We start from the raw sequence: 15092 nt of genomic DNA on the forward strand, positions 1-15092 counted from the left end.
ATTGATCTGTCCACAATCAATTCCGTGTCCACAGATTTCAGGCTTCCTCTGGCTTTTCGTCCCGAAGCACTTCACTCTGGGTAGTGGACAGGCGGAGTTCGGGCAGGCGTGTGAAGAGCGCGTCGGGACAGACGGGGTCAGCGGATGGACGCGGTGCGGCTCATCAGCGCGAGCAGGTGTGCCCTGATGGGGAGTGCGGACGCTCCCGGGATCATGGCGGAGGCCTGGCAGGCGCAGGCCCTCGCCCAGGCGATAGGCAGTCGGCTGGCGGTGTCCGGGCCGCCCGAATTACGGGGCGAGGCGCTGGGGTTGACCGAGTTGGCGGGGCGGGGGTGCGGGGTGCTGGGTGCGCCGGTGCTCGATGTGGGGAGGCTGCGGGCCGCTCAGCTCACCGAGCTCGGGGATGCGCGTGTCGCTCTGCTCGACCTCGGGGGGCTGCTCGGTGAGGTCGGGATAGCGCTCGTCGGGATAGCCTGCGCCGCCAGTGACGAGGGGACGTACTGGCAGTGCATGGAAGCGATCGACGCGGCGGACGAGTCCCGGGATCGGGTGCTGGAGATGCTCCGAAGACTTGCGGTGCGGGATCAGGGGGCGGCGGCGGGGTAGGGGTTTTCTTCGCCCCCGCCGCCCCTACCCATTCCCGTCACTTCCTCAGGGGCTCCGCCCCCGAACCCCCGCTCCTCAAACGCCGGAGGGGCTGAAGTACCCAGGGGCGCGGGGAACTGCGCGGCCAGCTACAGCCAACCCGCACAGATCAGGCGCGGTCGGGCCCCTCGGCCGGGGCCGGGGCCGGGCGTTCGGCGGACTGTTGGAAATCCGCGTCGAGTTGGGACAGGTCCGCGTTGAGCGCCGCCATCAGCTCCTCCATCTGCTGCAGCAAACCCTTGGGCTGCGACGACGGAACGGCTTCCTGGGACATGACGGCCTCCTCGGCCTTCGCCCTCCCCACGGGGAGAACCAGCAACGCACCGGCCGACCGCCGGCGACGGGTGCCGGGCGGTCCGGCTCCGCCCGAGCCAACGATCACCGCCCAGGCGGGTCACTGGCGCGCTCTCGCCCCAGGCACACGGTTGACGGATTTTCACCCGACCGGGGACGCGGAGGACCGGCGGGACCGATGCGGTTGACCGACGTTCGACCGTGCAGGATGGAGGCATGGATCTTCGAATCTTCACCGAGCCCCAGCAGGGCGCCACCTACGACACCCTTCTCGCTGTCGCCAAGGCCACCGAAGACCTCGGCTTCGACGCCTTTTTCCGCTCCGACCACTACCTCCGCATGGGTTCCGCGGACGGCCTCCCGGGCCCCACGGACGCCTGGATCACCCTCGCCGGACTCGCCCGCGAGACCAAGCGCATCCGCCTCGGCACACTGATGACCGCCGGTACGTTCCGTCTGCCCGGCGTCCTGGCGATCCAGGTCGCCCAGGTCGACCAGATGTCCGGCGGCCGTGTCGAACTGGGCCTGGGCGCGGGCTGGTTCGAGGAGGAGCACAAGGCGTACGGCATCCCCTTCCCGAAGGAGAAGTTCGCCCGCCTGGAGGAGCAGCTGGCGATCGTCACCGGGCTGTGGGAGACGAAGGTCGGCGAGACCTTCAGCTACGACGGCACGTACTACCAGCTCACCGACTCGCCCGCGCTGCCCAAGCCGGCCCAGTCCAAGGTGCCGGTGCTCATCGGCGGCCACGGTGCCAGCCGTACCCCGCGCCTCGCGGGCCGTTACGCCGACGAGTTCAACATGCCGTTCGCGTCGATCGAGGACAGCGAGCGCCAGTTCGGCCGGGTGCGGGCGGCGGCGGAGGCGATCGGCCGCAAGGGCACCGATCTCGTCTACTCCAACGCGCTCGTCGCCTGCGTGGGCAAGGACGACGCGGAGGTCGCCCGCCGCGCCGCCGCGATCGGCCGCGAGGTGGACGAGCTGAAGGCGAACGGGCTCGCCGGTACCCCGGGCGAGGTCGTCGAGAGGATCGGCCGGTACGCGGAGGCCGGTTCCCAGCGGGTCTACCTCCAGATCCTCGACCTGGACGATCTGGAGCACCTGGAGCTGATCTCGTCCCAGGTGCAGTCCCAGCTGCGGTAACCGGGCGGTCGCCGCACCCCCGTGGTCCGTCGGCCGGTGACTGTCGTGGGTTCGCCCCGGTCCCTGGCCGACGGAAGCTTTTCGGCCGGACCTCAGCAGTCGGCCAGCAACCCCGCGTCATGGGCCAGGACCGCTGCCTGGACGCGGTTGGCGCAGCCGGTGCGGGTCAGGATCCGGCTGATGTGGGCCTTGACCGTGCCGGCGCTCATGTACAGCTGGTCGGCGATCTCCGCGTTGGACAGGCCCGTGCCGAGCAGCCGCAGGACATCCCGTTCGGCCGGGGTCAGTTCCTCGGTCCTGCGCAGGGCGGCCTCGGTGTCACGGCCGGACCGCACGTGCCGTTCGAGGAGTTGGCGGGTGATCCGGGGCGCGAGGACCGGTTCGCCCTTCGCGGCGAGCTGCACGGCGCGGATCAGTTCGGCGGGGCCGGTGTCCTTGAGGAGGAACCCGCTCGCCCCGGCCCGCAGGGCCCGCGTCACGCTCGCCTCCTCGCCGAACGCCGTCAGCATCACCACACACGTACGGGGCGAGAGCCGGGCGATGTCCTCGGCGGCCGCGATGCCGTCCCTGGTCGGCATCTGGATGTCGAGCAGGGCGACGTCGATGTCCTGGGTGCGGCAGGCCGCGGCAGCCTCCAGGCCGTCGCCCGCTTCGGCCACGACCTCGATGTCGTCGGCGTTCTCCAGGATCAGCCGGATTCCGACGCGCATCAGCGCCTCGTCGTCGGCGACCAGCACTCGGATCATCAGCTCATCCTAGGGCCGCCATCACCAGCAGGACGATCAGGAAGCCCGCCGTGGGCAGGACCACGAGCACCGCCGTGCAGCCGGCACCGAGGACGCGCGGCCAGGTCAGGGTCTGGGCCGACAAGGGGGAGTTGGACCCCGGCCCGTTCGTCGCGTGGGACGGCTGGGACAGCAGGGATGGTTGGGGTGGCTGGGACGGAAGGGACTGCTGGGACGGCAGCCACGCCGTCACGCGGAAGCCGCCGTCCGGCAGGGCACCCGCCCCGAACGTGCCGCCGAGCAACGAGATCCGCTCCTGAAGTCCGGCCAGCCCGCTGCTAGTTCCGCCCTGGGAGTCGCCCGGCACACGCGGCACCCCGTTGGTGACGTACACCTCGATCCCCGCGTCCGTGCCTTTGACCTCCACCAGGGTGGGCGCGCCGGACGCGTGCTTGAGCACGTTCGTCAGCCCTTCGCGGACCACCCGGTGGATCGCCTGCCGGACCCGGGCGCCCACCTCGACCGTGTCGGGGACCGACCAGACCAACTCGACCGGGCCACCACCCGTCTGCCGGGACTGGGTCACCAGATCGGTGATGTCCTCGTACGTTCCCCGGTCGACCCCGGTCTCGTCCGACAGGTCCGCGTGCCGCAGGACGCCGAGGATCTCGCGGAGCTCCTCCATGGCCGTACCCGCGGTCGTGCGCAGCAGCTCCACTTGTCCGGCCAGCGGAGGGGCCTGGCGTGCGGCGGCGAGTTCAAGTGCCCCGGCGTGCACCGAGATCAGGCTCAGCCGGTGGCCCAGGAGGTCGTGCATCTCCCGTGCGATCCGGGTCCGTTCCTCCATCCGAGCCGCCGCGGCGGTCAGCGTACGGGTCTGTTCCAGATAGGCGTTGCGCTCTCGCAGCAGGTCGACCAGGGGCCGTCGCCGACCCAGCATCGTGCCGGCCAGGGTGGGGAGCAGCAGGAGGAGTACGGCGGAGACGGCGTTCTCCGCCAGCATCATCGGCAGGGTCTCCCACCTGAACAGGCCCACGGCGACGGTCAGTCCGCCGAGCGCGGCGCAGGCCACTCCGACGATCCGCCACGCACGCCGCGGCGGCGCGATACGGCGGGTGGCGGACAACACGATCAGCGGTACCACCGCCAGCACCCATACATTGGCACCTGCCAGCAGCGGAAAGGCGCCCAGGACCGCGGCGACCGGCCGGCCGCGCCGCGCGGCGACCAGCAGCGCCGCCCACAACGCCTCCAGCACCGCGAGGACCGGCCGGTCCGGCGGTATCAGCAGCAGCGGGATCAGCCCGAAGGCCGCCGCCAGGGCGCACACCAGTGACTCGGCGACGACCGTACGGCGTGGAACGGCCCGTACCGCGGCCCGGATCTCGGCCGCCTCGCGGCGCAACCGCCGTGCCGCGTCGCTCGGCCCGCGCCGCCGCGGTCCGGGCAACTGCCGTTCTTCTTCCGTCACTTGACTCATGCTCGCCTCTGCCCCCGGCATCACGGATCCGCGCGGCACGGATCCGCCGGAAGGAACGGTAGCCGCGCCAGGGAAGGCCGCTCCCCGGCGGTCCTTCCGCGATGTCACGCGCCCGGCCGCGGGCCCAGCTCCGCCCGCAACGCGGCGGTGTCCACCCGCTCGGCGGCCAGCAGGCGTCCGACCGTCCGGCCCTCGTCCCCTGCCTCCGCGTCGACCGCGGGTGCTTCGAGCAGCGCGGCCAGCAGGTGGACCGTACCGACCGTGGGCGAACCCTGTTCGGCGGCGATGAGCTGGGCCGCCGCCCTGACCTGCTGGGCGGAGTCGGAGAGATGTGTCTGGTCGAGGCCGCCGGCCGGCGCGTCGATGGTCGCGGCACGGGCCAGGGACCCGTGCCGTACGCCGTGCCGGCGCAGGAGTTCGGCGGCTGTGCTGACGGATGCCAGCTCCTCGGGCAGTGACCGTCCGGCGACGGCCAAAGCCCGGTCCAGGGCCAGGATTCCCAGCAGGAGGTCCACGGGTTCCGTCCTGCCGCGCCCGTACCGTGCCACCTGCCGTGCGGCCTCGACGCTCACCGCGAACACCACCGGTGAGCCGTAGATGGACGACCCGGCGGTCCACGACGTGAACGCCCGCGACAGGCGGTTGCCGCTCTTGCCCAGCGTGCCGGCCCGGCGGAGAAGCAGGACGCCACGGGATTCCGGTCCCTCGGTCTCCGCCGAGGCCCTCGCGTCCAGTGCGTCGAGTGCCGTGGCCGCGGCGGCCAGGTCCAGCCGCTCCACGACCAGTGCTTCCCGGGCGCGGCTCGCCGGCAGGTTCAGCAGGGCCCGCGCAACGTGCCGGCAGCGCACCGCGATCGTCCCTTCGGTGCGGGCCGACCCGAGCGCGAGCAGCAGGCACATCCGCGTCGCGTCGGTCATCCCGGGCAGCGGCCGGTCGCTCTCGCCGACCGGTTCCTTCGCCTTGCGCGAGCCACGCGATTCGCCGGACTTGAGCCCGAGGCGCCACTGTGCCTCGCGCCAGGCGGCGTCGACCTCGGCCTCGTCCTCGGCGGTGGCGTCCACCGCTGTGCTGCCGTATCCGTCGTCGTTCGCCCAGGCCGCCCCACCGCTGCCGGCCCGGCCCGAGACCAGACCGCTGAGCGAGCCGGCCTTTCGCATGCCGGGCGCTATCGCCGAACCGGCGTCCGTCTCACCCATCACCAGCGCGGACAGCAGGTTCTCGGTGCCCACGGCCGGTGACTCGGACCTGACCGCGTCGCGCAGTGCCTCCACGAGCAGGTCCATGACGTCGAGCTCGAACTCCGCGGGCGCTCCGGCCAATGCGGCCGACGTGGCCATGGCGGTGGCGTCGGCGGGTGCTCCGGTCGTCGGTCGCTGGTGCATCGAACGTTCCCCTCGGGCTGCGGTGTACCGGACGAGACCGACGCTAGACGGACACCGCACCCCACCGCGTCGGCCGACCGGCCAAGCTCCCGGTCCGACCGGCCAGGCATCCGGTCCGATCGGCCCGGACGTCGTCCACGTACGGCCCACGTACCGCCCGCGTGCCGCTCGCCTGCCTACGTGGAGGACGGAAAATGCCTGACTTCTCCGAAGAGGTTGGCTGTACGTTGTGCACGGTGCCGGACCGCGGCACCCCCGATTTCCGCAGTTCAGAAGCGGTTCTGAAAGACGTTTCGAGGCAGACCACCGTGTTCCTGACGTACAGCCGGTCTGGCCTGCTGTTAGGCCTCTGACCTGGTCGTATGGCCCGGTGAGGGCCATTTTCCCTGGGGATCGGCTTCCCCCTTCTACCTGGGAGTTCCCGGGAGTTCCTGTGGAAGTGTGCACTCGTTGTGCACTGGGACGGTTCGTCGGATCGGCTGCTGATGCCCACGTGGAGGGCACAGAAGGCGAAGGACCCCTTCGCGCTGTGCCGGGCGGTGGTGGGTCTGATGGGTGATGCGACGGGACCCGAGGAAAGAACCGCCCGGAGCGGGGGCTTCGAACTCGACGAGTTGATTCGGCACTTGTGTGCCCTCGTGGTTGCCGGCGTCGCTGCGTACGCCTCGTATGTGCATCAGCGGGAGTTCGCTCTGCAGGGCGGGGCGGATGCGGTCAGTGCTGCGTTGTGGCCGCTGTCGGTGGATGGACTGCTGCTTCTTGCGACGGTGGGACTGCTGAAACCCTCTCAGCTCCGCACGCGCCGGGCTAGGGGTGCGATCTGGTCGGCGTTCTTTTTGGGGATTGCGGTGTCGTTGGCGGCGAACATCGCGGCAGCTCCGGATCTGGGTTGGAAGCCGGTTCTGGTGGCTGGATGGCCCCCTGTTGCGCTGTTGCTGTCGGTGGAGCTTCTCGTCCACCGCCCGGTCGATCGCATGGTTGCGAGGACTGGGCGCCTACTGGATGGAGATGATCCTTTGCGAAGCGAGCGTCCGGATGAGTCGGACGATCCATTGCTGGCTAGGGCTCGGACGCTTGACGCCCGGCACCGAGAGCTGCATGAGCGGCCTGTTTCCGCTGAGACGCTGCGCAAGGAGCTGCACGTCGGGGCCCGTCGGTCGAGGCAGCTGACTGCTCTCGTGAGGAGGGCTGGGCGAGACGGAAACGGTGACGAAGGGCCAGCACCGAGGGCAGGCACGTGAGCAGACGCACTGTCTTCCCGAGAGGCTGGAGCGGCTGTTACTTGAACAGTCGGCAGCTCCTTATTGCTCCGAGCCGAGTGAGGGGTCGGGTCCGAAGTCGTCCACTTCCATCGTGGCATGGCCGCCGGGTGGGCTGGTGAGTGCGCCTTGGACGCGGACGGGGATGCCTGCGTCGTGGCAGCGGACTGCAGTGTGGTAGGCGCTGTCGGGCAGGTCCATCCATACGGTCCTGCTTCGTCGATTGATCAGTGTTTGGACACCTACCCGGCCGGTTTCGTCCTCTGGATGGCGACTGAGGTCGGTGACGATTCCGTAGATCAGGTGCCGGCTTGTGTAGACGCGGGTTTTCAACTGCGCGGACACGCGGTCCACGATGTCGATCGCTGCGCGGTTGAATTCCACCTGCGGGGGAGTGCCGGGTGGCGGCGCGGCGACCCGGGACCAATTGAAGGAGACGTCGAGGGAGCCGACGGAATCTACGTTCACCACTTTGCTGAGGGCTTGGCACAGCTCGTAGGAGACGCCTTCGCCGATGGAATCGGTGATCTCGCTGGGGGTGGGATCCCGCTCCGCGCGCCATGTCCTCGAGCACGCCGAGGGCGCGGGACATGGTGGCGGTGACGCGTCGGTCGAAGAGGGTTTCCTCCACCCCGATCTCGATGTACTCCTGACCGGGGGAGTACACGTCCTCGGGGGAGCGTGCCTGGCTGATGATGGGCACGATGTATGACCCCCGACGGGTCTGCCCCAGCCGGACTTCCCTTGCCTGTTCTCGTGCCCGGGTGGGGAAGTTGCGGAAATGGCCCTGCCGTCGGATGGTGGCGGCCGCGGACGCCACTCGTAGGCGCTTTGCGGAGATGAACAACTCATATCCGGCCTCGAGGGGGATCGACCCGTCACTGAGGGACGGGTGGGAGGCTCTGAGATCGGTGACGTCGTTGAAGACAGTGGCGACGGCATCATGGACGGTTCGTGCGTCCTGGGACTCGATGCGTGCCAGGTCTGCCAGGAGTATCTGGGTCCGTTTGGCGAAGTCCGGGGCTCCTGGCTTCATGGGGACCAGTACAACCTCGTCGGATGGTCCGGGCAGGCTCCACAGTTCCGCGACATCCCCACCGGAAACCGGAGTCCAGCCAGTGACCTTGAGATAGCTGCGGATCTCTTCAGGACCGAAGTCGGGCTCACTGTGCACCACCTCAGTCCACCTCCCGAGCAAAGCCATTGAGGAGCCGACGCGCCGCATCGAACATGGTGCTCATAGCCTTCACGGTGAGCGATTGGTGCTCCGGGAGGCTGATCGCGGTCGTGACGCTGCTGTTGGCCTTGCCCATGCCCTGTAAGGACGCCCAGTAGCCATGGCAGGCCAGGACGATCGACTCCGGCTGATGGGTCACCCAGCAGCCGATGTCCGGCGGAACTATCAGGAGAGCGAGATGGCCCGGGGCGGAGCGCTCCGGGTCGCGCAGCTTGTCGTACGTCTCGACATCGAGGTCGAAGCTGTAGCCGCCACGGACGACACGAGGGCTCTGTGTGCACTTGAGCTGGACGTCGACCATCAAGCCGCGTGAGCGCAGGGTGACATCGACGCCGTCCTTGTCGACGTTCCAGTCGCAGATGGTGTAGCCACCCTGGGTGGCAAGGACATGCACATAGGCACGGCTGACTTGCTCCTTCTGCCAGCTCGTTGCCTCTGCAGCCACTGGTCCCCCTCCCTGGCATGGTCGCGAGAATAAGCGGAGGGAGACTTCAGGGAAATAGGGCCGCACGCACGAGCCGGGCGTCTCGCGAGCGAAGATGAGATGCCTCGTACGAGCGGAGGGAGCGCCGGTTCGTAGAAGGGTGTGTGCTCGTGCCACGGCCCAGCCTCCTCACGCAGCGGTTCGGCCAGTTGATCTCGGACAGCACGTTCCTTTGCTCTCGACTCGGCCCGACGCTGGTTGGTGTGGGTGTGCGACTACGCGGCGACGATAGACCCCTTGACCTGGCTTCCGGGGATGCCGAATACACGTGAACTGACGCCGGAGGAACTCAGCCCATATGCGCAGGCTGGAGCCCGTACAGACCAGAACGGCAGGATGTGCGGGGACACGGGAGAGAGCGCCCGCCGCCGGACTGGGAGCAGGCACTGATGTCAGTGCCTCCACCTAGAGTCGGTTCATGGCATCAAACAGCCGCAAGGAGATCCCAGCACCGGTCACCAACCGATTGTTCGCGTTGTCGGGGAATCAGTGTGCGTTCCCAGGGTGTTCGAATCCCGTGACGTACCAGGAGGCTTCTGGAGAGAAGCCTGTGACGCTGGCACAGCGTGCGCATCTGGTCGGTGTCGGGAGACAGGGGCCGCGGTCGAGAGAGGCTCCGCTCTCGGACGATCCGGACGCGGTGGAGAACCTCACGCTTTTCTGCGGAACGCATCATGCGATCGTGGACGGGAACCCCCGGATCTACTCGGTCGAGGTCCTTGCCAAGTACAAGGCGGACCATGAGGTGAGGATGGCGGCCAAGGATCTTCGCGTGCCGCCCGCACCGTTCGAGACCGATTCGGTGGATGTGTCGCTGCTGCCCGTCTCGGAACTTCCGGACTCGATCTGGAGGGCGAAGTCACGGTTCAGGACATCCATGGAAGTCATCGAACGGCTGCCCCGGCCGATGCGCGGTCAGGTCCTTCCCTTCGTACTGGCCGACGGCCAGGTGTGGGCGTTTCATGAACTCGTTGATACCCGCGGGCCGTTCAAACAGGTAGTCGAACCTGAGAGCGCAGAGCGCCTGGATGCGGGGGAACTGCTGGAATCGCAGGACCGGAACATCTATGTGTGGCTGCTGAACTCGGCTCTTCGCATGGCCCTGCGCAAGCGCGGCATACAGCACGACCGTGCTCACGGCCGCTACTACTTCCTGGCGGACCACGAGACAGTCACCCGGCGCGTGGAGGCCAAGACCAAGACGGGCAGGAACCAGTCCGCCAAGAAGGTAGTCCGCCAGGAAGGCGAGCGCTTCGGTAATCCGCGCGATGTGTGGTGGCATCTCGCGGCGCAGCTTCGCTTCGAGGAATTCGCTACAGGGGTGTGGGGGCTGACCATTCGGCCCGAATTCCATCTCACGAAGGACGGGAAGGAACCGCTGGATCCGCGACGGGTAGGTCGCAAGGTGACGAAGCGCAAATCTCGCATGTACAACGAGGGCTACTTCGACGCTGTCCACTTCTTCCGGTACTTCCTGCTCGACGGCCGCGCGCGGGTCGTCTTCGAAGTCGGTCGGCAGAAGATCGCGATCGACGGCGACTTCCCGCAGGTTGATGCCAAGTGGCCACTCATCGACGATAACCGCTTCAATCCCGTCACCATGCTCGACAGCGGAGATGAGGACGACGTCATCGACGCCCTCGCCAGTTCGTGGGACATCGACGATGCGGAATGGGACTGGGGCGCCGAGCACAAGGAGGACGACCGATGAGTCTTGCGCTCAAATCGCTGAACCTGGGCGTCGAGTGGGTCGACGAGCCGGACCTCGCCTTCGCAGGCAACCTGATGCACATCGACCCGAAGGTCGGCATCCCCGCGGCAGGCCCCTGGTCACGCGACCAGCCCAATCACCCCGCGGCTGTGACCGCCGGATTCATCGGCACCGCCGAATCCATCGCGAAAGCCCGGGCCTGGCTGTCACGGGCGGCCGAGGGCGTCGACGGCGACGACGATCACCACCCCTTCTGCGGCTTCCAATCGGAGGGTCCCTTCGACTCCCGGCTGCGTACCGACGGCCCCGAAGCCAAGATCACAGCTGCCGACATCCGGGCCGTGACCGCGGACCGGATCAGAAGGCTCGATGGTTTCAACCAGCTCCTGGACGTCATCGACGACCGTCTGCGGAGGCTGGCTAGCCTCGATGCTCCTCCGTCCATCGTGTTCATTACGCTGCCAACCGAAATCACCAAGCGGTACTGGGCCGTTCATCAGCGGAACCGCGGGGTGGAGACAGTGTGGAACCTACGTGCCGGAATCAAGGCCCGGGCAATGCAGCGAGGGCTGCGCACGCAGCTCCTCCAGGAGGAGACTGTCGAGTCGGACCTGGACGTGCATACCTCCGACCTCGAACACCCCGCCGACCTCGCGTGGAACTTGTTCACCGCGATCTACTTCAAGGCTGGCGGCTTCCCCTGGACCCCGGTCGGCCTGGCCGAAGGAACGTGTCACCTGGGGGTCACGTTCTACCGTCCGCACGGGGAAAGATCCGCGATGCGTACGAGCGTTGCCCAGGCGTTCGCCGAGAACGGAGAAGCCTTCGTGCTGCGAGGCAGCCCCTTCGAGTGGAAGGGCAAGTGGCCGCACCTTCCGGCGGAGGAGGCGTCCCGGCTGATCTCCGACGTCATCGGCCGCTACAAGCGGACCATGGGACGCACTCCCCGGCGCATCGTCATCCACAAGCAGTCGCGGTTCTTCACGGAGGAACGCGCGGGCTTTGAGGACGCCCTCAGCAGCTACGAGTACGACCTGGTGGCCCTGGCCCCTTCCACTGGCGTGCGCGTGATGCGCCACGGTGTATATCCGCCGCCTCGCGGCACCTGCGTCAGCCTCGGCGACCGTCGCTATCTTTACACCACCGGGTACGTGCCGTCGCTTGGCCGTTACCCACACGGGCATGTGCCGGCGCCGGTCCAGATCACCGACCATGTCGGCGACTCCAGCGCACGGGATTTGCTCCGTGAGGTGCTGCTGCTGACGAAAATGAACTGGAATTCCGCGCGCTTCGCCGAACGGCTACCAGTCACGGTTCGGTTCGCCAGCGAAGTCGGCGCCATTCTCCGCGACCTCCCGGACACCTACGAACCCGAAGCCCGGTACGCCTTCTACATGTAGGTGCGGATCCTGGTGGCCGATGCTGCCGGGGGGTCTTCGTGGCCGCGGCGTGTCCAGCAGGGTGCATGTTCGCGGCCACCTGGCGCCGTTTGCTGGGTCAGAACCCGCAGGTGGTGAGCCACTCGTCCAGAGCGACAGAGACGATGTCGCCGATGGGCAGGTGGTCGAGTTCGTTGTCCAGGGCGAAGCGCTTGATCTGCTTCTTTAGCTTCAGCGCTGCGGGGACCAACGAGTCGAGGCTCTCGCGGGCGATGATGCGCTGGTTGAGAAGCCCGGCGGCCTCAGGGACGGCCGAGGCCATGGGCGTATGGCATTTCCTCGCCAAGCGCTTCATGCGATCGTGCGCCCTGCTTCTGGTGAGATCCTGAACCATCGGTCCCCACCGGGAACGACCTACCTATCGCCTGCCAGCTGTGGAACCGGCCCGCGTACCTATTCGACGGACGAGACGGTGCCTGCTGGACCGCTGCAGCACGTGGACAAGGGACAGGAGTAAACCCTGTCCGTAATTCCAGTTCTCGGCACCAACTCGTTGGCCGCGCGAGCATCGAGAGGCATCGAAGAGGTGAAGGTGGAGGCGCTCCACGACCTGCTCCATGGCCGCCACGCGGTCAGGTGCGCAGGTCACGCAGCTGGTAGCCGATGACACCAGCGGCTGCGGCGAGCGTGGCGATGGCTGTCATCAGGAAGGCCGCGGGCCAGTTGACGGGGGCGTCGGGTACTGCGGCCAGATGCGCGAATGGAGACAGTTGGCCAACCCACGCCGGCCAGCCGGAACTGTCGGCGATGACTTTCAGCAGGAACCCGCCCGCTGCTGGAAGCGATCCGATGATGGCGACCGCGCGCGGGGCCCAGCCCAGGGCGAGTACACCGGCGCCGAGGCAAAGGAGCGCGATCGGCACGACATTCCACGCCCTGGACAGCGCGGCGGTGAGGCCGAGGTCGGCACCGACAGCCGTTGTCCCGCTCCAGGTGGCGAGGCCGGCGACGGTGGTGAGCACGATGACGCCACCCAGAGCGGCGGCGATCTCGCCGGTGAGCATTCTCACCCGGGTGAGGGGCTGGGCGAACAGGAGGGTCAGGCGCCGGCCGGTTTCGTCGGCGGCGAGCGTGGCGAGCCGGACCGCGGCGAAGGCTCCTGCCGGGACGGCCAGCAGCGCGTACAGCGTGGCGGCGTATCCCCGGACGGTGCCGAGCCCGGCAAAGCCGGCCTGCGCGGCGAGGTCGGCGAAGTGCGGATTGTCAGTGAGGAAGCCCGACATGGACAGGGCCAGCACCCCGATGAGCAGGTAGTAGGCGCCGACACCGGCCGACCAGGCGGCCAGTGGCCGCACCAGCCGCCGTACCGCGAACGCCTGGACCGAGCCGAGCAGCCTCATACGCGGGGCCCGGCCGGAAGAAGAGCGCAGGTAACCGTCGCGGATGTCACGCAGCCCAGCCGCAGCCGCGGCTGCGGTGGCAAGCACCAGGCAGGCGGCGAACAGGACCAGCAGTGGCCAGATCCGGTTCCCGTCGTAGGGGCGGGCCAGCGCCGTCAGGCCAAACGGTGACAGCCAGCGCAGCCACCCCAGGGCGGCGACACCGTCGCCGACCATCCGCAACAGCATGCTGATGCCGAGGACCGCCACCGCCGCGCCGCTGGCTGACGCCCGGGTCGCGAACACCTGGGCGGTCATCGCGCCCACCGCAGTGAAGAACACCCCGCACAAGGCCAGCCCGGCACTGTGCACCGCGGCGCCGCCCGCGGTGGCACCCGCAGCAGCCAGGCCGGCGAAGGCGGCTGCGCCCGCGAGGAGTGACGCCGCGACCAGGACAGCGATGTGGCGTGCTACCACGGTGGTGATCGGCACCCGCCCTGCGAGCAGGACATCCCACCGGCCGGCATCCTCCTCGCCCCGGGTGATCCGCGTTGCGGCGAGTAGCGCCCACACGGCCAGCACGACCGCCAACGCCGTCCCTGTGCGCCACACGGCGAACCCGCCTGCGTCATCCAAAGCGATCGGTTCGCCGAACAGGGTGCGGATCGCCGGATTCCTCGCCAGTGCCTCCAGGGCTGCGGCATCCACCTGGTCTTTGACGGTGCTGCGGTGGGCGGCCACCGCCACCGCCGACATCCCGGCCACCAGAGCGGCCACGACGAGCGTGCCGCGTCTGGTCTGGCGCAGAGCCAGAGCTGTCACCGCCCGCCCCGCCACTGCGCGGGAGTCGGTGGGCTCGGCCGGAGAGTTGACGGCCGTCACCGTTGTGTCCCGCCGTAGTAGCCGAGGAAGATTTCCTCCAGCGAGGGTTCCCGCACCGTGAGGCTGACCACGTCCGCCTCCGCCAGTTTTTGTAGCGCAGGCCCCGGAGGACCGGTGAGGGTGAACCGCACCGAGGCCGCGCCGGTCACCTCGATCGCCTCGACGCCGGGTACTTGGGCCAGGTCCGGTGGCGTGCCGGGAAAGCACACCGTCACCTCGGTGCGGTGCAGTCGTCGCAGTCCCGTCACGGCGGCGACATCGACGAGCCGCCCGGCGCGCAGGATCGCCACCTTGTCGCAGACGGCTTCGACCTCGGCGAGCTGGTGGGAGCTGAGGAACACCGTCTGGCCGTTGTCCCGGGCCTCGCGGACCGCGTGGCGGAACTCGCGTTCCATCAGCGGATCCAGGCCGCTGGTCGGCTCGTCCAGCACGAGCAGAGGCGCACGGGTGGAGAACGCGGCCACCAGTGCCACCTTCTGACGGTTGCCCGTCGAGTACGCCCGGCCCGGTTTGGACAGATCGAGGTCGAACCGTTCGACGAGCTCATCCCGGTAGGGCCGGTCGGTTCCGGGGCCCGTGCTCGCCAGCAGCTCCAGCATCTCGGCGCCGGTCAGCTGTGGCCACAACGCCACGTCGGCCGGTACGTACGCCAGGTGGCGGTGCGTCATGGCGACGTCAGCCGCGTCGGTGCCGAAGACGCATGCCCGGCCAGTGGTGGGGCGGGCCAGTCCCAGCAGCAGCCGGATGGTGGTGGACTTGCCGGCACCGTTGGGGCCGAGGAAGCCGAACACCTCGCCAGCCGGGACACTCAAATCCAGCCCGTCCAGCGCCAGGACGCGGCCATAGCGTTTGGTCAGGGATTTCGTACTGAGGGCGGGCGAGACCATGAGGGCCTCCAGAGTCGACGCGGCGGGCACAGGGCCCCTAATCGCCGACCAGACTTCCCGGCACACCGCTGGTGAACGTACTTGCGTGGGATCACGCTGGACAAGGCGCAGGTACCAAATGGGTTCGGTGCTTGCGCCCTGGGCGCTGCTCATGCAGGCGGCCTATTTCTCTGAACTGTGGTGATGTCGTCATCGCGGTGTCGATGGC

General features: G+C 68.5%; 14 protein-coding genes. 5 read left to right on the forward strand and 9 right to left on the reverse strand.

Annotated features, from left to right (window positions below; translation table 11 throughout):
* Positions 1–144 precede the first annotated feature (144 nt).
* Complete coding sequence (locus tag ACN20J_RS35725; RefSeq protein ID WP_189841157.1) at positions 145–606, forward strand: DUF6099 family protein; 462 nt, start codon at positions 145–147, stop codon at positions 604–606.
* A gap of 148 nt (positions 607–754) precedes the next feature.
* Here the strand turns inward: ACN20J_RS35725 and ACN20J_RS35730 are convergent, their stop codons facing one another.
* Positions 755–919, reverse strand: a complete 165-nt coding sequence (locus ACN20J_RS35730; RefSeq protein WP_361993606.1) for a hypothetical protein — start codon at positions 917–919, stop codon at positions 755–757.
* 236 nt (positions 920–1155) lie between these two features.
* Between ACN20J_RS35730 and ACN20J_RS35735 the strand changes: the two genes are divergently transcribed.
* Complete coding sequence (locus ACN20J_RS35735; RefSeq protein ID WP_419667576.1) at positions 1156–2079, forward strand: LLM class F420-dependent oxidoreductase; 924 nt, start codon at positions 1156–1158, stop codon at positions 2077–2079.
* Positions 2080–2171: 92 nt separating this feature from the next.
* Here the strand turns inward: ACN20J_RS35735 and ACN20J_RS35740 are convergent, their stop codons facing one another.
* The 3 genes from ACN20J_RS35740 to ACN20J_RS35750 all read right to left on the reverse strand — a co-directional run bounded on the left by ACN20J_RS35740 (position 2172) and on the right by ACN20J_RS35750 (position 5666).
* The gene (locus ACN20J_RS35740) at positions 2172–2825 is read right to left on the reverse strand and encodes a response regulator (protein WP_392785514.1); all 654 of its coding nucleotides are present in this window, start codon (positions 2823–2825) and stop codon (positions 2172–2174) included.
* 4 nt (positions 2826–2829) lie between these two features.
* Complete coding sequence (locus ACN20J_RS35745; protein WP_419667577.1) at positions 2830–4275, reverse strand: sensor histidine kinase; 1446 nt, start codon at positions 4273–4275, stop codon at positions 2830–2832.
* A 113-nt stretch (positions 4276–4388) separates the two neighbouring features.
* Entirely contained in the window at positions 4389–5666 is a 1278-nt protein-coding gene (locus ACN20J_RS35750; RefSeq protein ID WP_419667578.1) for a hypothetical protein, read from the reverse strand.
* Between the two features lie 485 nt (positions 5667–6151).
* Between ACN20J_RS35750 and ACN20J_RS35755 the strand changes: the two genes are divergently transcribed.
* Positions 6152–6907: a DUF2637 domain-containing protein gene (locus tag ACN20J_RS35755; RefSeq protein ID WP_266760810.1), complete on the forward strand. Its 756-nt coding sequence runs from the start codon at positions 6152–6154 to the stop codon at positions 6905–6907.
* Positions 6908–6967: 60 nt separating this feature from the next.
* On the opposite strand, the gene ACN20J_RS35760 is transcribed toward ACN20J_RS35755, so the two are convergent.
* Positions 6968–7396, reverse strand: coding sequence for a hypothetical protein (locus ACN20J_RS35760; RefSeq protein WP_259333642.1), 429 nt, complete (start codon positions 7394–7396; stop codon positions 6968–6970).
* Positions 7397–8103: 707 nt separating this feature from the next.
* A complete protein-coding gene (locus ACN20J_RS35765) occupies positions 8104–8607 on the reverse strand; it encodes a DUF4365 domain-containing protein (protein WP_266760814.1) in 504 nt (167 codons plus the stop codon).
* Between the two features lie 556 nt (positions 8608–9163).
* On the opposite strand from ACN20J_RS35765, the gene ACN20J_RS35770 reads away from it, so the two are divergent.
* Complete coding sequence (locus ACN20J_RS35770) at positions 9164–10357, forward strand: hypothetical protein (RefSeq protein ID WP_419667579.1); 1194 nt, start codon at positions 9164–9166, stop codon at positions 10355–10357.
* A 149-nt stretch (positions 10358–10506) separates the two neighbouring features.
* Entirely contained in the window at positions 10507–11757 is a 1251-nt protein-coding gene (locus tag ACN20J_RS35775) for a hypothetical protein (protein WP_419667580.1), read from the forward strand.
* 97 nt (positions 11758–11854) lie between these two features.
* On the opposite strand, the gene ACN20J_RS35780 is transcribed toward ACN20J_RS35775, so the two are convergent.
* The 3 genes from ACN20J_RS35780 to ACN20J_RS35790 all read right to left on the reverse strand — a co-directional run bounded on the left by ACN20J_RS35780 (position 11855) and on the right by ACN20J_RS35790 (position 15037).
* Positions 11855–12058 carry a hypothetical protein gene (locus ACN20J_RS35780; RefSeq protein WP_266760820.1) on the reverse strand — a complete coding sequence of 68 codons (204 nt, stop codon included), beginning with the start codon at positions 12056–12058 and terminating at the stop codon, positions 11855–11857.
* 310 nt (positions 12059–12368) lie between these two features.
* The gene (locus tag ACN20J_RS35785) at positions 12369–13997 is read right to left on the reverse strand and encodes an ABC transporter permease (protein WP_266760822.1); all 1629 of its coding nucleotides are present in this window, start codon (positions 13995–13997) and stop codon (positions 12369–12371) included.
* Positions 13994–15037: an ABC transporter ATP-binding protein gene (locus ACN20J_RS35790; RefSeq protein WP_266760824.1), complete on the reverse strand. Its 1044-nt coding sequence runs from the start codon at positions 15035–15037 to the stop codon at positions 13994–13996. Before ACN20J_RS35790 ends, ACN20J_RS35785 begins: the two co-directional genes overlap by 4 nt.
* Positions 15038–15092 lie beyond the last annotated feature (55 nt).

Origin of the sequence: Streptomyces sp. 2-1, from assembly GCF_048564895.1 — a bacterium.
GTDB lineage: Bacteria > Actinomycetota > Actinomycetes > Streptomycetales > Streptomycetaceae > Streptomyces > Streptomyces phaeochromogenes.